This window comes from Streptomyces sp. NPDC087859 (genome assembly GCF_044742595.1).
In the GTDB taxonomy this organism is placed as follows: Bacteria; Actinomycetota; Actinomycetes; order Streptomycetales; family Streptomycetaceae; genus Streptomyces; species Streptomyces canus_F.
On the sequence record NZ_JBIUUU010000007.1, the window covers coordinates 183,054 to 200,389 of the forward strand.

20 protein-coding genes and 6 tRNA genes are annotated in these 17,336 nt (G+C 70.2%); 9 read left to right on the top strand and 17 right to left on the bottom strand.

Annotation, left to right across the window (positions count from 1 at the left end; genetic code table 11):
- Position 1: 1 nt before the first annotated feature.
- The 5 genes from ACIOHP_RS18515 to ACIOHP_RS18535 all read right to left on the bottom strand — a co-directional run bounded on the left by ACIOHP_RS18515 (position 2) and on the right by ACIOHP_RS18535 (position 4,044).
- A complete protein-coding gene (locus ACIOHP_RS18515; protein WP_307033199.1) occupies positions 2-874 on the bottom strand; it encodes a carbohydrate ABC transporter permease in 873 nt (290 codons plus the stop codon).
- Positions 871-1,827: a sugar ABC transporter permease gene (locus tag ACIOHP_RS18520; RefSeq protein ID WP_361487200.1), complete on the bottom strand. Its 957-nt coding sequence runs from the start codon at positions 1,825-1,827 to the stop codon at positions 871-873. Before ACIOHP_RS18520 ends, ACIOHP_RS18515 begins: the two co-directional genes overlap by 4 nt.
- Before the next feature lie 14 nt (positions 1,828-1,841).
- Entirely contained in the window at positions 1,842-3,128 is a 1,287-nt protein-coding gene (locus ACIOHP_RS18525; RefSeq protein WP_401888650.1) for an ABC transporter substrate-binding protein, read from the bottom strand.
- 328 nt (positions 3,129-3,456) lie between these two features.
- Positions 3,457-3,528 (bottom strand) — tRNA-Val (locus ACIOHP_RS18530).
- Between the two features lie 63 nt (positions 3,529-3,591).
- Positions 3,592-4,044 (bottom strand): TIGR02611 family protein, encoded by a 453-nt coding sequence (locus ACIOHP_RS18535; RefSeq protein ID WP_401888653.1) that lies wholly within the window; start codon positions 4,042-4,044, stop codon positions 3,592-3,594.
- Between the two features lie 191 nt (positions 4,045-4,235).
- On the opposite strand from ACIOHP_RS18535, the gene ACIOHP_RS18540 reads away from it, so the two are divergent.
- A complete protein-coding gene (locus ACIOHP_RS18540; protein WP_004002642.1) occupies positions 4,236-4,649 on the top strand; it encodes an SsgA family sporulation/cell division regulator in 414 nt (137 codons plus the stop codon).
- 242 nt (positions 4,650-4,891) lie between these two features.
- Positions 4,892-5,452, top strand: coding sequence for a CGNR zinc finger domain-containing protein (locus tag ACIOHP_RS18545; RefSeq protein WP_401888656.1), 561 nt, complete (start codon positions 4,892-4,894; stop codon positions 5,450-5,452).
- Between the two features lie 62 nt (positions 5,453-5,514).
- On the opposite strand, the gene ACIOHP_RS18550 is transcribed toward ACIOHP_RS18545, so the two are convergent.
- Positions 5,515-5,667, bottom strand: a complete 153-nt coding sequence (locus ACIOHP_RS18550; protein WP_020138043.1) for a hypothetical protein — start codon at positions 5,665-5,667, stop codon at positions 5,515-5,517.
- Between the two features lie 155 nt (positions 5,668-5,822).
- On the bottom strand, positions 5,823-6,263 hold the full coding sequence (locus tag ACIOHP_RS18555; RefSeq protein ID WP_401888659.1) for a hypothetical protein: 441 nt from the start codon (positions 6,261-6,263) through the stop codon (positions 5,823-5,825).
- Positions 6,264-6,462: 199 nt separating this feature from the next.
- Between ACIOHP_RS18555 and ACIOHP_RS18560 the strand changes: the two genes are divergently transcribed.
- Positions 6,463-6,987, top strand: a complete 525-nt coding sequence (locus ACIOHP_RS18560; protein ID WP_401888662.1) for a DsbA family protein — start codon at positions 6,463-6,465, stop codon at positions 6,985-6,987.
- 12 nt (positions 6,988-6,999) lie between these two features.
- On the opposite strand, the gene ACIOHP_RS18565 is transcribed toward ACIOHP_RS18560, so the two are convergent.
- Genes ACIOHP_RS18565 through ACIOHP_RS18575 form a run of 3 tightly spaced genes read right to left on the bottom strand, consistent with a single transcriptional unit; the run spans position 7,000 to position 9,739 of the window.
- Entirely contained in the window at positions 7,000-7,824 is an 825-nt protein-coding gene (locus ACIOHP_RS18565) for a GNAT family N-acetyltransferase (RefSeq protein WP_401888664.1), read from the bottom strand.
- Between the two features lie 53 nt (positions 7,825-7,877).
- The gene (locus tag ACIOHP_RS18570; protein WP_401888667.1) at positions 7,878-8,699 is read right to left on the bottom strand and encodes an aminotransferase class IV; all 822 of its coding nucleotides are present in this window, start codon (positions 8,697-8,699) and stop codon (positions 7,878-7,880) included.
- The gene (locus tag ACIOHP_RS18575) at positions 8,696-9,739 is read right to left on the bottom strand and encodes a chorismate-binding protein (protein ID WP_401888670.1); all 1,044 of its coding nucleotides are present in this window, start codon (positions 9,737-9,739) and stop codon (positions 8,696-8,698) included. The genes ACIOHP_RS18570 and ACIOHP_RS18575 overlap by 4 nt, the downstream gene beginning before the upstream one ends.
- Before the next feature lie 177 nt (positions 9,740-9,916).
- On the opposite strand from ACIOHP_RS18575, the gene ACIOHP_RS18580 reads away from it, so the two are divergent.
- The 5 genes from ACIOHP_RS18580 (at position 9,917) to ACIOHP_RS18600 (ending at position 10,384) form a co-directional block, all read left to right on the top strand.
- Positions 9,917-9,989: transfer RNA gene (locus tag ACIOHP_RS18580), tRNA-Gly, on the top strand.
- Positions 9,990-10,028: 39 nt separating this feature from the next.
- Positions 10,029-10,102, top strand: a tRNA-Cys gene (locus ACIOHP_RS18585).
- 1 nt (position 10,103) lies between these two features.
- Positions 10,104-10,175 (top strand) — tRNA-Val (locus tag ACIOHP_RS18590).
- 36 nt (positions 10,176-10,211) lie between these two features.
- Positions 10,212-10,283: transfer RNA gene (locus tag ACIOHP_RS18595), tRNA-Val, on the top strand.
- Between the two features lie 29 nt (positions 10,284-10,312).
- Positions 10,313-10,384: transfer RNA gene (locus ACIOHP_RS18600), tRNA-Val, on the top strand.
- A 53-nt stretch (positions 10,385-10,437) separates the two neighbouring features.
- Here the strand turns inward: ACIOHP_RS18600 and ACIOHP_RS18605 are convergent.
- The 4 genes from ACIOHP_RS18605 to ACIOHP_RS18620 form a co-directional block, all read right to left on the bottom strand.
- Entirely contained in the window at positions 10,438-10,737 is a 300-nt protein-coding gene (locus ACIOHP_RS18605; protein WP_266894929.1) for a zf-TFIIB domain-containing protein, read from the bottom strand.
- An 80-nt stretch (positions 10,738-10,817) separates the two neighbouring features.
- Positions 10,818-11,762: a phosphotransferase family protein gene (locus ACIOHP_RS18610; protein ID WP_401888672.1), complete on the bottom strand. Its 945-nt coding sequence runs from the start codon at positions 11,760-11,762 to the stop codon at positions 10,818-10,820.
- A gap of 723 nt (positions 11,763-12,485) precedes the next feature.
- Positions 12,486-12,683, bottom strand: coding sequence for a hypothetical protein (locus tag ACIOHP_RS18615; protein WP_046261531.1), 198 nt, complete (start codon positions 12,681-12,683; stop codon positions 12,486-12,488).
- Between the two features lie 235 nt (positions 12,684-12,918).
- Complete coding sequence (locus ACIOHP_RS18620; RefSeq protein WP_266894923.1) at positions 12,919-13,158, bottom strand: hypothetical protein; 240 nt, start codon at positions 13,156-13,158, stop codon at positions 12,919-12,921.
- 196 nt (positions 13,159-13,354) lie between these two features.
- Here ACIOHP_RS18620 and ACIOHP_RS18625 point away from each other — a divergent pair, with 196 nt between their 5' ends.
- A complete protein-coding gene (locus ACIOHP_RS18625) occupies positions 13,355-14,686 on the top strand; it encodes a protein kinase (RefSeq protein WP_401889169.1) in 1,332 nt (443 codons plus the stop codon).
- Between the two features lie 4 nt (positions 14,687-14,690).
- Here the strand turns inward: ACIOHP_RS18625 and ACIOHP_RS18630 are convergent, their stop codons facing one another.
- The 3 genes from ACIOHP_RS18630 to cobA all read right to left on the bottom strand — a co-directional run bounded on the left by ACIOHP_RS18630 (position 14,691) and on the right by cobA (position 17,206).
- Entirely contained in the window at positions 14,691-15,083 is a 393-nt protein-coding gene (locus ACIOHP_RS18630; RefSeq protein ID WP_361553061.1) for an NUDIX domain-containing protein, read from the bottom strand.
- A gap of 7 nt (positions 15,084-15,090) precedes the next feature.
- Positions 15,091-15,909 carry an RNA methyltransferase gene (locus ACIOHP_RS18635; protein WP_361487176.1) on the bottom strand — a complete coding sequence of 273 codons (819 nt, stop codon included), beginning with the start codon at positions 15,907-15,909 and terminating at the stop codon, positions 15,091-15,093.
- A 64-nt stretch (positions 15,910-15,973) separates the two neighbouring features.
- Entirely contained in the window at positions 15,974-17,206 is a 1,233-nt protein-coding gene (gene cobA, locus ACIOHP_RS18640; protein ID WP_361553064.1) for a uroporphyrinogen-III C-methyltransferase, read from the bottom strand.
- Positions 17,207-17,336 lie beyond the last annotated feature (130 nt).

The following is a 17,336-nucleotide window of genomic DNA, read 5'->3' on the forward strand; positions in this document are numbered from 1 at the left end:
CTCACTTCAGTCCGGACGTCGCCATACCGTCGATGAGATACCGCTGGAAGGCCATGAAGAAGGCGATGACCGGCACCAGCGCCACCAGCGACATCGCGATCATGCTGCCGTAGTTGGAGATGCCCTCCTGATCGCGGAACATCATCAGGCCGAGCGAGACGGTGTACTTGTCGGGGGTGTTGAGGTAGATCAACGGCCCCATGAAGTCGTTCCACGCGTTGATGAAGGTGAAGATCGCGCTGGTGATGAGGGCCGGGCGGCACAGCGGCAGCACGATGGACCAGTAGGTCCGCAGATGCCCGCAGCCGTCGAGCTTGGCGGCCTCGTCCAGTTCCTTGGGGAGGCCGCGCATGAACTGCACCATCAGGAAGACGAAGAACGCCTCCGTGGCCAGGAACTTGCCCGCGACGAGCGGCACCAGGGTGTCGGTGAGCTCGAGCTTGCGGAACATCACGTACTGCGGGATGAGCAGCACGTGATACGGCAGCAGGAGTGTGCCGATCATCAGCGTGAACAGCAGGTTCCGTCCGGCGAACCGGATCTTGGCGAAGGCGTACGCGGTCAGCGAGCTGGACAGCACGACACCGGCCACGGCGAGGCCCGCGTACATCAGCGAGTTCGTGAAGAACGTGCTGATGGAGATGCCGGAGATACCGTCGGCGAGCCCGGAGAAGTTCTCCCAGACCGGCTTGACGGGCAGCAGGTCGATGCTGGCGATGATGTCCTTGCTCGGCTTGAACGAGGCACCGAGCACCCAGATCACCGGGTACAGGACGACCGCGAGGACGGCGAGCGAGCCCACGTGCCAGGCGATCGATCCGGTGCGCTTGCGCTCGTCGGCGGTGCGCACCACAGGGGTGCTGACACTGGTCACTTGGCGGCCTCCTCGTAGTGCACCCACTTCTTCTGCGACCAGAACAGGACCGCCGTGACCAGCGCCACCGCGACCACCAGCGTCCAGGCCATCGCGGAGGCGAAGCCCATCTGGGCCTCCTTGAAGCCCTTCTGGTAGAGGTAACAGGTGTAGACGAGGGTGGCGTCGGCCGGCCCGCACTGGGTGTTGGAGACCACATAGGCGGACCCGAACACCTGGAACGCGTGGATGGACTCCAGCAGCACGTTGAAGAACAGCACCGGGGAGATCATCGGCAGCGTGATGTTCCAGAACCGCCGCAGGGGTCCGGCCCCGTCCATCTCGGCGGCCTCGTACAGCTCCTGCGGAACCTGCTTGAGACCGGCCAGGAAGATGACCATCGGCGCACCGAACTGCCAGATGCTCAGGGCCACCAGCGCGTAGATGACGTAGTCCGGGTTGCCGATCCAGCCACCCACGTCCATCCCGAAGACCTTCTGCGTACGGTCCACGATCGCGTCGTCCGAGAACAGCGCCCGCCACACGAAGCCGACGGAGACGCTGGCGCCGATGAGGGAGGGCATGTAGAAGGCGGCCCGGTACAGCCCCTGCCCGCGCCGCTTCTGCGCGAGCAGCAGCGCGACACCGAGCGCGAGCAGCAGCTTCAGCGGGGTGGCCACGACGACGTACTTCAGCGTGACCTCGACCGACTTCTGCCAGCGCGGGTCCTGGAACATGGTCGTGAAGTTGTCGAAGCCCACCCACTCCGGTGGAGTGAAGAGGTTGTAGCGGGTGAACGCGTAGTACAGCGACGCGATCATCGGCCCCGCCGTGAGCACCAGGAATCCCGCGATCCACGGCGACATGAAGAGATAGCCGACGAGGTTCTCGCGGCGCCGCCCGCGCCGCCCGGCGGCAGGAGCGGCGGACCGCTTCTTCGCCGGGCGCGCGGGCGCTTCCTTGACGAGCGTCATGGTGGTACGTCCCCTCAGCCCGCGAACGCGGCCTTGGCCTCGCTGAACAGCGCCTTGGCGGCGTCGGCCGGCTTGGTCTTGCCCTGGGAGACCTCGCCGCCGATGCGCAGGAACGCCGCCTCGATGACATCCGCGCCGGACGGGTGCGGGGTGATCTTCCCGAGGACACCGGCCTTGGCGACCTCTTCCTCGTACGCCTTGACGCCCTTGTTCTGGGCGTCAGCGGGCTGGAACGCGTCGTACTGCTCGGTCGTGGAGAGGATGCCGCGGTCGTAGCCCATGATCTTGCCGACCTCGGGGTCGTGGACCATGAAGGAGATGAACTGGGCGGCTTCCTTGGGGTGCTTGGTCCCGGAGAAGGCGCTGAGCATCAGCGAACCGAGGTACTGGCCGGTCTGCTTGCCGTCCGTGGTGGGGATCGGCGCGAGCCCGTAGTCCGACTCGCCCTCACCCTCGTAGCGGATGGAGAAGTTGTCCCAGGTGAACTCGGACGCGGCGAGCCCTGCCGAAAGACCGGACTTGGGCTGGACCTGCTCGATCTTCTTGGGGTCGGTGACGAGTCCGGACTTCACGCGCTTGTAGCCGTCCGACCACCACTGCGTCAGATCGTCCTCGGTGAAGCCGAGATCGGAGTCGGTGAAGAACGCCTTGCCGTTCTGACGCAGATACAGGTCGTAGAGGTACATGATGCCGAAGTAGCCCGTGTCACCGGCGATCTTCAGCTTGTCCTGGATCGTCTGGAGAGCGTCGAAGTACTCGTCCCAGGTCCAGCCCATCTTCGCCTCGACACCGGCCTTCTTGAAGGCCTTGAGGTCGATGACGAGCGCCATGGTGTTGGCGCCGACGGGGACGCCGAGCTGCTTGGTGTCGACCTGACCGTTCGCCAGAACACCGTTGCGGAAGTTCTCCAGGCTCAGATTCCCGGCGTCCGCCTGCGCCTTGAGGTCCAGAAGAATGCCGCGCTTGTCGTACTTGCGCAGGAAGCCGACAGCATTCTGGAATACGTCCGGCGGATTCCCTCCGGAGGCCTGCGTCTGGAACTTCTCCCAGAACGCGGCGTAGTCGGTGAATTCAGGCTTGATCTTGATCTTCGGGTTCTTCTTCTCGAAGACCGCGATCGCCTTCTTCATCGCGATGGTGCGCGGCTCGCCACCCCACCATGCGTAACGGAGTGTCACCGTCCCGTCTCCGGAACCGCTGTCACCGCCGCACGCCGTCGTCGCTCCCAGCCCGATGGTGGCGGCCGAGGCCCCGGCCACCTTCAGGATCGTACGCCTCTCAACATTCTTGCTGGTTCCCATGGTTGGGCCCCCTCCCCGCAGCGTCATTGCCGCCTGCATGAATCGTTTCAAGTAAGCGCTTGCTGGCACAAGCTACGAGGGGCCCAGGAATGCGTCAATGATTCGGACAGGATTTTCTTGCGGGGCCGCCGGGCGAGTTGACGGCACATCGGAGCCGAGTGATCCCGCCAGGGAAGCGAAGTCGCAGGTGGGACGCGAGCATTCGATGGATCGAACACGAACTGGCCTGTCGCACCCGGACGTTGCCCGGCCGAAACTCGTCGGCAACGCGGAGGGCCCGGAACGACGTCGGCCCGTCTGCACTGAGCAGACGGGCCGACGGTCCGGGTGGGCGATACTGGGTTCGAACCAGTGACCTCTTCGGTGTGAACGAAGCGCTCTCCCACTGAGCTAATCGCCCGGACGCAGGAAGAACATTACCCCATGTCAGGGGGTGCTTCCGCACCCCCCGCGGGGCCGCCGATCACTGGTTCTTGATGTTCCAGGGCATCTCGAAGCCGAACTTGTAGAGGTAGACCGCGCCGATCGCGGCCACGATCACCAGGCCGATCGACGTCAGGATGATGTTGCGCCGGCGCACCTTGGGGTCGAGCGCCTTCTGGGCCGCCTCGGTCACCTTGCGCTTGGTCCAGCGCAGCACCAGCTGGGCCCAGACGAACTCGGTCGCCCAGATCGCCATGCCGCCGAAGATCACGACCCAGCCGGGCCCCGGCAGCGGAAGCATGATGATGCCCAGGACCACGACGGCCAGGCCGATGATGAAGATCCCGACCTGCCAGCTCAGGTGCAGCACGCGGCGCGCCTTGATGAATTCCGGCGCTTTCGAGCCGAGCCCTTGCTCGCTCTGCGCCCCGCTCGTCTTCGACTCGTCCGCTGTCACGGCCACCTCGGCCCGCTCGTCACTCCCCGTATTCATACGGCCAAACTTTACCCGAGGGAAACCGGTCACCGAAATGGTCGTACCTCGCGAACGGGGTCTCGGCCGGAAGAGTTACGTAAAGGCACGCAAAACACTCAGAGGGGTTTACAACGGCACCGTAGGTGGCATGTCGATTTCGCCGACGTGCGAATCCCCGAGCGCACACTGAGCGAAAGGCCCTGGCGCTTATGAACACCACGGTCAGCTGCGAGCTGCACCTGCGCCTCGTTGTGTCGAGCGAGTCCTCCCTGCCTGTCCCCGCAGGCCTGCGGTACGACACGGCCGACCCCTACGCCGTGCACGCCACCTTCCACACCGGAGCCGAGGAGACCGTCGAGTGGGTGTTCGCCCGCGACCTTCTCGCGGAGGGCCTCCATCGGCCCACCGGAACCGGCGACGTCCGTGTCTGGCCGTCGCGCAGTCATGGTCAGGGCGTCGTGTGCATCGCCCTGAGCTCCCCTGAGGGCGAAGCACTGCTCGAGGCCCCGGCCCGGGCCCTGGAGTCGTTCCTGAAGCGAACAGACGCCGCCGTGCCCCCTGGCACGGAACACCGGCACTTCGACCTCGATCAGGAGCTCTCGCACATCCTGGCGGAGAGCTAGGGCGAGAGGTCCCACCAAGCCGCCCGGCGCCGTCGACTCGGGGTGACGGCTCGGGCCAAGACAACCGCATATGGGTACGCACACCGGCGCCGTCACCGCGGATTCTCGCGGGGCGGCGCCGGTGCGTGTGCGGCGTTACCACCGGTTCGCGAGGTCCGGGGCCGGTACGGGCGCTCGTGGAGCCACTACCATCGGCCAGCATCGGCGGGCGCCCGCCCGACCCCCAGTCCAGGGAGCGAAACGTGCTGATCACCCACGACACCCGGTGCGCCCTCGATGCCGTGGTGGATCTGGTGAACACCGCACCGGAGGACACCACGACCCCGGACGCGCTGCCGGACGTCGCGGCTCTCGAGGATTTCGTACAAAAGCACGAGATCAGCGATGTCGGGGTGCTCTCGGAGTTCGATCTCTCCGCGGTGCGCAAGATCCGCGGCCGGTTCGCCTCGATCTTCTCCGTCTCGGACCCCAGGGCCGCGGCCGGGCTGATCAACGACCTGGTGGCCGCGGCGGGCACCACGCCCCGGCTCACCGACCACGACGGCTACGACTGGCATGTGCACTACTTCGCGCCCGGTGCGTCCATCGCCGACCACCTGGCGGCGGACTGCGGCATGGCGCTGGCCTTCTTCGTGGTCGCCGGGGAGCAGGAGCGGCTGCGGCGCTGCGAGGCCCCCGACTGCCGGCACGCCTTCGTCGACCTCTCCCGCAACCGGTCGCGGCGCTACTGCGACAGCCGTACGTGCGGGAACCGGCTGCATGTCGCCGCGTACCGGGCGCGCCGCAAGGAGGCGGCGGGCTGAGCTCCGGCCCGGGGGTGTGGACGCGGTACCCGGCGGGTGACGCCGGGCACCGCGGGTACGGCTCAGAGCAGCAGCAGATCGTGCAGCGCAGCCATGAGCAGTAGACACCCGATCACCGCAAGAAAGATCATCAGCGGTGGCTGGGAAAGGGCGAAAAGGCACCCGCGCGGCTCGTCCTGCGGCGGCGCGGCGTCGCTCTGTGTCGTGTCCAGCATCTCGCGGGCGATGATGACGCAGTCGGCACCGGTCGGGTGACCAACACGCCAGGACGGAACGGCAGTTCGCCGGATCCCGTGACGAACGGTTCAAGGCGTGGACGGCTCCGGGACGGATACGGGCCGACTGTGTCGTTTCAGTCCGCCTGCACCCGTCATATGCCGTGCTTCTTCAGGATGGCCTCGATGTCACTGAAGTCGTCCCCGGCACCGGCGCGGGGTGCGGCGGCGGGTCGGGGCGCCGGACGGGAGGCCTGGCCCAGCGAGGGTGCCGAGGCCGCCGGGGCGATCGCCTCGCTCTGCGCGGCCCGGGTCGCCTTGCGCTCCTTGCGGGTCCCGCCGCGCCTGCGCTCCACCGCGCGCGTGCTCACGAAGAGCAGCCAGGAGACACCGAGCACACCGAAGCCGGCCCAGGCCGCCGGGCTGAACGCGGTGTCCGCCACCCAGTCGACGACACCGGTCATGACCAGGCCGAGGGGCACGAGGGAGTACGCGGCGAGACGGGCGGCGGCCAGGAAGCGCTTGCGGTACGCCGTCACCGCCGCGATGCCCAGGCCGGCCGCGGCGGCGGCGGAACAGACGGTCTCGGCAATCATCCGGTCCTCCAGGCAGGGCTCGGCAGGGCAGTTCGTCCCTTCCATCCTGCACCGCCCCCACCCCGCGGGGCCATGCTCCGACCTGACATCAGGGACATCTCCGGGTCGGATCCTCCGTAGGTGCCGGTCGAGGTGTGCGTCCCCTGCGGCGATCCGGGGCCGATTGGGTCGTCCGGGGCGCGGCTGGGAGACTGGGAACATGAGCGACTCCTCCCCCGTGCGTCCCGTCGTCCCCGTGCTCGAAGTCTGGTGCGATCTTCAGTGCCCGGACTGCCGGAGCGCCCTGGAGGACGTCCGGGCCCTGCGCGAGCGCTACGGCGACCGGCTCGAGCTGCGGTTGCGGCACTTCCCGCTGGAGAAGCACAAGCACGCCTTCGCCGCCGCGCAGGCCGCCGAGGAGGCCGCCGAGCAGGGGAAGGCCTGGGACTACGTCGAGGCCGTGCTGGGCCGGGTCGAGGAGCTGGGCCGCGAGGGAGAACCCTTCCTGGTCGAGGTGGCCGGCGAACTGGGGCTGGACGCCGAGGAGTTCGACACCGCGCTGATCGACGGCCGGCACATCCTGATCGTGGACGCCGACCAGGCCGAGGGCAAGGCGATCGGCGTGACCGGCACTCCGACGTACGTCATCGACGGTGAGCGCCTCGACGGCGGCAAGAGCCAGGAGGGGCTGCGCGAGCGCATCGAGGAGATCGCGGACCGGCTGCTCGCCGCGCCGGGTGCCTGAGCCGTCGTACGCCTACAGCAGCGGCTTGTAGAAGGTGTACAGCGTCGTCTCGTAGCCGAGTGACTCGTACAGCCGCTCGGCCGGGGTGTTGCCCGCGAAGACGTTCAGACCCAGGGTCCGTTTGCCGAGGGCGTGCGCCTGGGCCTCCGCCAGCAGCATCAGGGTGCGGCCGTGTCCGCGGCCGCGGTGGGCCTCGTCGGCCTCGACGTCGAAGATGAAGGGCTTGCCGTCGCGCAGGGCGAGCCAGAGGGTGCCCACGCGGGTGCCCTCGTGCTCCAGGATGCTGAACCGCATGTTCTCGGTGCTGAGGCCCTGCGGCAGGAGCCTGTCGTGGTCGCGCCGCGACTTGGCGCGCGCCTCGGGCTCCGGCACCCCCCGTTCCATCCAGGTGCGCACATAGTTCTCCGACTCGTGCGCCAGCCAGGCGGCGAAGTCGGCCTCCGTCATGGGACGGGCCAGGCTGCCGGCGGGCAGTTCCGGCGGGGTGTCGCCTAGTTGCTTCACCATGCCGCGATTGCGCAGGACGTAGCCGAGCGCCTTGACCAGCCGCAGGCCCGCCTCGGCGTCCGCCGGTACGCCGGCCTCGATCTGGCGGCAGCCCCAGCCGCGCGCGACCTCCTCGGCGGCGAGCGCGGCCACCGTGCCCCGGCCGCGCCGCCGGTCGGGCTCCTCGATCCGCAAGTCGTGGACGCGGGCCGTCGAGTCGCCGAAGAAGGGTGACGTGCCGAGGTGTATCGCGCCGACGGGGCGGCTGTTCACGCACACCTGGTAGTGGCGTGAACGCGTGCCGTCGGCGTTGTGCTGGAGCGGCTCGGTCGGCCGCAGGGTCGTGGTCATCACGGGTGTTCTACCCGCCGCGCCCCGCCGCGTCAGCCCAATTTCGAGGGCTTTTACGGATCGAGGTCGTTCCCGGCCCGCTCGTCGAAGATCCGCATGGCCTTGGCGGTGACCGGGCCCGGGGCGCCCGGCAGTTCCCGGTCGTCGACGCGGTGGACGGCCTGTACGTCCCGCAGGGTGGAGGTGAGGAAGACCTCGTCGGCCCGCTCCAGGACGTCCAGCGGCAGGTCGGTCTCCTTGGCGCCGGTCCATTCGACCGTCAGCGCGCGCGTGATGCCCGCGAGGCAGCCGGAGGCGACCGGCGGGGTGTGGAGCTCACCGTCGAGGACGACGAAGACGTTCGACCCGGTGCCCTCGCAGAGCTGCCCGACCGTGTTGGCGAACAGTGCCTCGGAGGCGCCGTGCTCACGGGCCCGGGCGAGGGCCACGACGTTCTCGGCGTACGAGGTGGTCTTGAGTCCGGTGAGGGCGCCGCGTTCGTTGCGGGTCCAGGGGACCGTGATCACGGAGGTGGAGTCGGGGCGGCGGGTGGTCTCGCCGAGGGCGACGACCAGGGTCGGGCCGTGGTCGCCGCGGTCGGAGCCGAGGGGGCCGTGGCCACCTGTGTAGGTGATGCGGAGCCGGCCGAGCGGCATCGGGTTGGCCTCGATGACGGCCGCGCAGCCGCGGCGCACCTCGTCGAGGTCGGGGTCGGGCAGGCCGAGGCCACGCGCGGAGCGGGTCAGCCGGTCGAGGTGCCGGGTGAGCGCGAACGGCTCGCCGTCCACCGCCTTCACCGTCTCGAAGATGCCGTCGCCCACGGTCAGTCCGTGGTCGAAGACGGAGACACGGGCGGACTCGATGTCCTGCAGCCCGCCGTCGAGCCAGATCTTCACCTGATGGTCCCTTCACTCACCTCGTACGTACCCGACGCTACCGCGAGCAGCCGGGCCGCCTTCAGCTCGGTCTCCCGCCACTCCCCCTCGGGGTCCGAGCCCCAGGTGATGCCGGCGCCGGTGCCGAACCGCAGCACGCCTTCCGCGCGGTCGATCCAGAAGGTGCGGATGCCGACGGCCAGCTCGCCGGTGCCCCGGTCGGCGTCGACCCAGCCGATGCCTCCGCAGTACGGGCCGCGCGGCGCCGTCTCCAGGGCGTCGATGATCCGCAGGGCGCTGGACTTGGGGGCGCCGGTGACGGAGCCGGGCGGGAAGGCGGCGTCGAGCAGTTCGGGCCAGCCGGCGCCCTCGCGCAGTTCGCCGCGGACCGTCGAGACGAGGTGGACGAGGCCCGGGTGCTTCTCGACCGCGCACAGGTCGGGGACGCTGACACTGCCGGTGGCGCAGACCCGTCCGATGTCGTTGCGGACCAGGTCCACGATCATCACGTTCTCGGCGTAGTCCTTCTCCAGGAGGTCCGCCTCGGTGCGCCCGGTGCCCTTGATCGGGCCGGACTCGACGATCCGGCCGTCGCGGCGCAGGAACAGCTCGGGGGAGGCGGTGGCTATCTCCACACCGTGCTCCGGCAGCCGGATCGTTCCTGCGTACGGTGCCGGGTTGCCGCGGGCCAGCAGCGCGGTCAGCGCGTCCACATCGGCGTCGGGCGCGACGGGCGCGGTCAGCACCCGGCAGAGGTTGGCCTGGTAGACCTCACCGGCCGCGATGTGCTCGCGGATCCGGCGGACGCCCGCCGTGTATCCGGCGCGGTCCAGGGAGGACGTCCAGTCGTCGGCCGCCGGACCGTGCCACGCCCCCGGCACCGGGGCAGGCACCTGCTCCTGTCGTACGTCCTGGAAGCGAGCGCAGGTCAGACGGCCCTCGAAGTCGGCGCAGACCGCCCAGAAGCCACTGGAGTCCAGGGCCGCGGGATCGCTGGTGACATCGAGGAGTCCGGTGGCTGTGCGGCCGCCGAAGCGGGCGAGAGGGGCGAGGTCGAGCACGCGTCGAGTCTATGGCGGGTGTCCTGCGGGTGACCTGGTCATGTCCCTCCGGAGCCTGTGACCAGGTGCGCGAGCGGGTGCAGCGCAGCACGCTGCACAAACGCGTTTTTGTGCTGGCCCCGGAATCCGCTAGAGTTCAACACGTCGCCGGGACGCGTGAGCGGATCGGAAAGACAGGCGAACGTAGCTCAGTTGGTAGAGCGCAACCTTGCCAAGGTTGAGGTCGCGAGTTCGAACCTCGTCGTTCGCTCGAAAGAGCAAGGGGATCTTCCCGACCCCCTACACTCCTGGTGGAGTGGCCGAGAGGCGAGGCAACGGCCTGCAAAGCCGTCTACACGGGTTCAAATCCCGTCTCCACCTCCAAGGACGATTAGCTCAGCGGGAGAGCGCTTCCCTGACACGGAAGAGGTCACTGGTTCAATCCCAGTATCGTCCACTGGATCTTCCAGCTCCTGAGGCAAGGTCCGAACCCGCGCGATTAGCTCAGCGGGAGAGCGCTTCCCTGACACGGAAGAGGTCACTGGTTCAATCCCAGTATCGCGCACGCAGCCCCTCTTACGGGGTGGCTGACCTGGACGATTAGCTCAGCGGGAGAGCGCTTCCCTGACACGGAAGAGGTCACTGGTTCAATCCCAGTATCGTCCACGCACCGAAGCCCCCGGCCCTGCGGCCGGGGGCTTCTTCGTGTCTGCCGGCTGTCAGCTGGAGAACAGCATGTGGCCGAAGCTCTTGTGCCGCTTGTGGCCGTAGTGGCCACCGTGACCGCCGTGCTGCGGGGCGCCCCAGGCGGGGGCCATGGGGGCCGCGGGCGCCGCCGGGTAGGCCTGCGGGGCGGCCGGGGGCGGCGGAGCGGGCTGCGTCCACTGGGTCTCCAGGCGGGTCAGCGCCTCCAGCTCGCCGTAGTCGAGAAAGATCCCGCGGCAGCCGCTGCACTGCTCGATCTGAACACCGTTGCGGTTGTACGTGTGCATGGGCGCGTGACACTTCGGACACTGCATCGTCGGCTCAACTCCTCGCCGGTTGGTCCTGCTTCGCGTTACGCCAGGACAGACACTGTCCGGCTCCGGTCGGTTGCACCCTACTTCGCGTCGGTGCGGGTCAACTCGGGTGGGGCGGAACCCATTCGTGCACAGGCGTCGACGAGGAGCTGCTCGACCTCGTCCAGGGAGCGGTTCGCCGCGGCGGCCTTGGCCAGGGCGCGGGCCGCGGTCTGCACGGTGAGGGCGCGGGCCGGGACGTCCAGGGCGGGCCAGGGGTCGCCGTCCGCGGGGACGGCCGGGCCGCCCTCCGCACGGTAGGCGTCGAGGAAGCGGGCCCACTCGTCGGGGTGGAGGAGGCCGCAGGCGTACCACGCGGCCGGGCGGGCGAGGTCCCAGGCGGGAACGCCCCGTCCGAGGTCGTCCACGTCGATGAGGCGCCAGGGGCCGTCGGGGGCGGGGTGGCGGACGAGCTGGCCGAGGTGGAGGTCGCCGTGGCACAGGGTGCCGGTGTCCGGCATGGGAGCCTCGGCGCGGGCCCAGGCGGGGAGGGCGGACCAGGCGGCGAGGACGGGGCGTACGAGGAGGTCGGGGGCGGCGGGTACGGCGCGGAGGCGGGCGATGGACTGGGCCGCCTTGGCCGGGCCGCGCATGAGGGGTGTGCCGGGTGGGGCGGGGGTGCGGTGGAGGTGGGCGAGGAGGGTTGCCGCCTCTTCCCAGGGGGCCTTGTCCGGGGTGTCCGGGTTCACGGGGGTGCCGTAGGGCCAGAACGTGACCAGGCGGCCGTGCAGGGGGACCGGCGTCGGGGTGAGTGGGGGGAGGAGGACGTCGGGGAGGGTGGTCGCCGTGGTGAGGCGGGAGGTCAGCTCGGTGGGGGGTGTGTCCGGGGCGTGGGCCTTCGCGACGGTGTCGGCGTGGCGGACGACTGTGGCGTCGGGGCGGTCGGCCAGGACGCCTGTTGCTCCGCAGGGGCAGGGGGTGGGGTGGGAGTGGGCCCTGGCCTTGACTCGGGCGGTGAGCTCGGAGAGCAAGGGGGTGGTGGTCACGGGGCTCCCTGGGCGGTGGTGCGTTGTCTGGTCGTGAGGGTACGGGGAGGGGTGGCCGTCAGGTGCTGGGTGTTGTGGCCGGGCTCGGGCTGTTCTCGCCCCCGCCGCCCCTACCCGTCCCATCCTCCAGGGGCGCTGCCCCTTCGACCCCGACCCCCGGGGGCTCCGCCCCCAGACCCCCATCGGCCCCGAAAGGGCCTCGTCCTCAAACGCCGGACGGGCTGAAAGACACGGGGGGGTGGGGCTCGGGACGGCAGGCTCTCGTCCTCGAACGCCCGACAGGCTGAAAGACACGGACCTGCGTCGAGCGGCGCAGCCGCCTGCGGATGGGTGGGAGGTCGGGACGGCAGACGCTCGTCCTCAGATGCCGGACGGGCTGAAAGACATGGACCGGCGTCCAGCGGCGCAGCCGCCTGCGGGTGGGAGGGGGTCGGGACGGCAGATGCTCGTCCTCGAGCGCCGGGCGGGCTCAAAGACACGGACCGGCATCCAGGGCGCAGCCCTCCGGGTGGGTGGGGGCTCGGGACGGCAGGCCCTCGGCCTTGGACTTCGGACGGGCCGAAAGACGGCAGGCCCCGTTCTCGGACAGGTGCGGGCACAGCAATGCCGGCGCAGCTCCCCAGCTGCGCCGGCATTTTTGCCGTCCGCCGCACCCCCGTCCCCACGGGGTTTCATGGGTGGATGTCCCCGCCCGGACCGCTCTTCCGGGCCTGGGGTCGCCGCTCAGCGCCCCAGCATCACGCCCACGGACGACGCTTGTGTGGCCACTGTCTCCCAGCCGTCGAAGACGAGGAGGAGCAGGGCCGCCAGGGGAAGGGCCATGAGTGTCGCCACCAAGGGGTGGCGGCGGCCCTGCCGGCGGGGGTGGAGCGCGGTGCGCTCCTTGGTGCGGATCATCGTCCGCGGTGCCGTGTGGGCCATGGTCCCTCTCCTGACCGTTCTTGCGTTGTCTTTGGCAGCGGCGGGTGTCTGACCTCGGGGGACGAGTGCTGCACCCGCCGCTTGACCTCAAATCTAGGCGGATGGCGCCCGCCGCACGTCATGCCCTCGTACCGATTGGCGGGCCTCCCGGAGGATGAGCCGTGACCTGGGGAGTACTCCCCTGGGTGGAGACGAGGGCCTAGGTCTCCGGGTCTTCCCGGAGGGGGTGACCGGTCTATCCCGCTTTCTCCGAGCCGTCCTCGCGGGGCACCGGCTGCTCGACCAGCGCCAGGACCCGGGTCGCCATGAAGCGGGCCGTGCGGACGACGGAGCCGTTGCGGGTGACTTCGCTCACTTCCACCACACCTCGGCGTACCGCTGTCTCCACCCGGCGGCCCGCCCTGCTCGCCACCACCTCGTATGTGCGCGTCGTGTCCCCTGCGTCCACGACTATCTCCACTCGATCACCCTTCACGGGTTCAATCCCCCTTCGACGAGAGGTGGTTGGGATCAACGGCAGAGCGAACCCACCCCGCTCTCCCGCTCCCTGACCACCCCTCAATTCTCCCACCCGGCACTGACAATCCATCGGGACGAGAGGGCGCGGCCTCTGCGCGCGGGCGGCCGTGGAAACGTAAGCTGTGGCTCGTCACACGGACCGGGCAGCGGGGATGAACATGGCGATGATGCGCCTGAGGCGCGAGGACCCGCGCGTCGTCGGCTCGTTCAGGCTTCACAGACGGCTCGGCGCGGGCGGGATGGGCGTCGTCTATCTGGGCTCCGACAAGAAGGGGCAACGGGTCGCCCTGAAGGTGATCCGGCCCGATCTGGCGGAGGACCAGGAGTTCCGTTCGCGGTTCGCGCGTGAGGTCTCGGCGGCCCGGCGGATTCGCGGCGGGTGCACGGCACGGCTCGTGGCCGCCGATCTCGACGCGGAACGACCGTGGTTCGCCACGCAGTACGTGCCCGGCCCTTCTCTGCACGACAAGGTCGCCGACGAGGGCTCGCTGGGCGCGGCCGAGGTCGCCGCCATCGGGGCCGCCCTGTCGGAGGGGCTCGTCGCGGTGCACGAGGCGGGGGTCGTGCACCGGGATCTCAAGCCTTCCAACATCCTGCTGTCCCCCAAGGGGCCGCGGATCATCGACTTCGGAATCGCCTGGGCGACCGGGGCCTCCACGCTCACGCATGTGGGTACGGCCGTCGGGTCGCCCGGCTTCCTCGCGCCCGAGCAGGTGCGCGGGGCCGCCGTCACCCCGGCCACGGACGTGTTCTCGCTGGGGGCGACCCTGGCGTACGCGGCCATGGGTGACTCGCCCTTCGGGCACGGCAGTTCCGAGGTGATGCTGTACCGCGTGGTGCACGAGGAGGCGCATCTGGGCGGGGTGCCCGACGCGCTGGCTCCGCTCGTGCGGGCCTGTCTCGCCAAGGATCCCGAGGAGCGGCCGAGCACGCTCCAACTGTCGCTGCGGCTCAAGGAGATCGCCTCGCGGGAGGCTCAGGGGCTCGCTGACGTCCGGCCGCCCGCGCCGCGTGCCGACGAGAGCGACCGGCCCACGGGACGGCTCGCCGAGCCGAGCTATCCGGAGCAGCAGCGCGCCCAGCGTCGGCCGCAGGGGCAGACGCCGGGACCCACGCAGCGCACTCCCCCGCCCCGCGGCACGTCCTCGCGCGGGCCCGCGCCGTCGCGCAACGGGTCTCCGTCCCGGAGCGGGGCGCGGCCCACGCCCGCCTCGCGGAACACGACGCGCTCCGGCAACCGTCCGGCGTCCCGCAGCGGCACCGGTCGTCCGGGCCCCAGGACCACGGGGACGGGGCGCCGGCCCGCCAATCCCCGGCTGCTGCGCCAGCGGCTGTTCGTGTTCGTCGTGGTGACGGTGCTGGCGGCGCTCGGTATCGCCGCGGCCCAGGGATGTCAGGGGCCGGCTCGGGGACTCGGCGGAGACCGTGAGGTCGTACGCCATGAGCAGGCGCACGTGACGCCGCCGGACCGGTCGACGGACTAGCGGGTCACAGGTTCGGCAGGATCCGGTCGAAGAACTCCAGGTCCCCTTCGAAGATCGGGTCCAGGGCCGGGAACTCGTCCGGGGTGATCCAGCGGGCCTCGGCCACCTCCACGGGGTCGGGGACCACCTCGCCCTCGTCGGCGCGGGCGGTCCACCAGTGGAGGCGGTAGCGGCCGTCGTCGGTCTCGGACTCCCAGACCTTCGCGAGCGGTACGACGGTGAGGCCGACTTCCTCGCGTACCTCGCGGAGCAGCGCCTCCCGTTGGGTCTCGCCCGGTTCGACGCCGCCGCTGAGGGGTTGCCAGTAGCCGGGGCGGGAGATGGTGGGGCCGCGGCGGACGACCAGCAGGCGATCGGCTCGGAGCAGGACCGCGACGATCGCCTCGCCCTGGGGCATCGGGCTCCTAGAGCTCGGGGCGGCCGGTGGCCACCGCGTAGAAGGCGACCGCGGCCGCCGCGCCGACGTTGAGGGAGTCGACGCCGTGGGCCATGGGGATGCGGACCCATTCGTCGGCGGCGACCAGGGCCTGGGTGGAGAGGCCGTCGCCCTCCGCGCCGAGCATCAGGGCGACCCGGTCCATCTTGTGGGGGGCGGCCTCGTCCAGGGTCTTGGCCTTCTCGTCCGGGGTGAGGGCGAGGAGGGAGAAGCCGGCCTCGCGGACGGACTCCAGGCTCTTGGGCCAGGTGTCGAGACGGGCGTAGGGGACCGAGAAGACCGCGCCCATCGAGACCTTGACGCTACGGCGGTACAGCGGGTCGGCGCAGTCCGGGGAGAGCAGGACCGCGTCCATGCCGAGCGCCGCCGCCGAGCGGAAGATCGCGCCGATGTTGGTGTGGTCGTTGACCGACTCCATGACCACCACGCGGCGGGCGGTCTGGAGGAGGTCGGTCGCCGTCGGGAGCGGCTTGCGCTGCATGGAGGCGAGCGCGCCGCGGTGCACGTGATAGCCGGTGACCCGCTCGGCGAGCTCCGGGCTGACCGCGTAGACCGGGGCCGGGAGCTCGTCGATGACGTCGCGCATGACGTCGACCCACTTGGCGGACAGCAGCATCGAACGCATCTCGTACCCGGCGTCCTTGGCCCTTCTGATGACCTTCTCGCCCTCGGCGATGAACAGGCCTTCGGCTGGTTCTCGTTTGCGGCGGAGTTCGACGTCGGTCAGGCCTGTGTAGTCGCGCAGGCGCGGGTCGTCGGGATCCTCGACGGTGATGAGATCGGCCACAGGGTGATACTGCCTTGCTCTGGGTGCGGTGCCAACGGCTGGGGACGAGTTGGGTTACCCGGGGTTACGCGGTTGCCCCGGGGCCGACGTTCACGACCTCGCCGATGACGATGACGGCCGGGGGCCTGACCTCCTGCGTACGGACCGTCTCGGCCACCGTCGCGAGGGTGGCGTCCACGCGACGCTGGGCCGCCGTCGTGCCCTCCTGGACCAGAGCCACCGGAGTGTCCGCCGGCTTGCCGTGCGCGACGAGCGTCTCGGCGATCTTCCCGATCTTGTCGACGCCCATCAGGATCACCAGCGTGCCCGTGAGCCTGGCGAGCGCGGGCCAGTCGACCAGGGAGCGCTCGTCGTCAGGGGCGACATGGCCGCTGACCACCGTGAACTCGTGTGCGACACCGCGGTGGGTGACGGGGATGCCGGCCGCGCCCGGGACCGAGATCGAGCTGGAGATGCCGGGGACGACGGTGCAGGGGATGCCGGCCTCGGCGAGGGCGTGCAGTTCCTCCATGCCGCGGCCGAAGACGTAGGGGTCGCCGCCCTTCAGCCGTACGACCGACTTGCCCTGCTTGGCGTGCTCGATGAGGGCGTTGTTGATGGCCTCCTGAGCCATGAAACGGCCGTACGGGATCTTCGCCGCGTCGATCACCTCGACGTGCGGCGGGAGTTCGGCGAGGAGGTCGCGCGGACCGAGGCGGTCGGCGATGACGACGTCGGCCTCGGCGAGGAGGCGGCGGCCGCGGACCGTGATGAGGTCCGGGTCGCCGGGGCCGCCGCCGACGAGGGCGACGCCGGTGGTGCGGGTGCGGTGGTGGGGCGCCACCAGGGTTCCGTCGCGCAGGCCCTCCACCACCGCGTCGCGGATGGCGGCGGTGTGGCGGGGGTCGCGGCCCTTGGCGTTCGTGGTGAGGACGGCGACCGTGACGCCCTCGCTGTGGCCGGTGGCGGGGGTCCAGGCCGTCGCCTGGTCGGCGTCGTCCGAGCGGACGCACCAGACACGGTGCCGCTCCGCTTCGGCGGAGGCCGCGGTGTTGGCCCCGGGGTCGCTGGTGGCGATGAGGGCGTACCAGGCGTCGGCGAGGTCGCCTTCGGTGTACGGCCGCTTCGCCCAGGTGATCTCACCCGCGTCCGCCATCGCCTCGACCGAGGGGGTCGCTTCGGGGGATACGAGGAGGATGTCCGCGCCCGCCGCGATCAGTGCCGGGAGGCGGCGCTGGGCGACCTGGCCGCCGCCGAGGACGACGACCTTGCGGCCGGTGAGGCGGAGGCCTACGGGGTAGGCGGGGTTTTCGGCCATGAGGGTGCGGCTCCTCGTACGGGCGATGCGATGGGCGCTACGGCTCTGGAGCTGCCCTGGCGTGCGGATTTTAAGCTGCGGATTCAGCGTACGGCGGGGGTGGGGGGCCCGCAGGAACGCGTACCCCGAC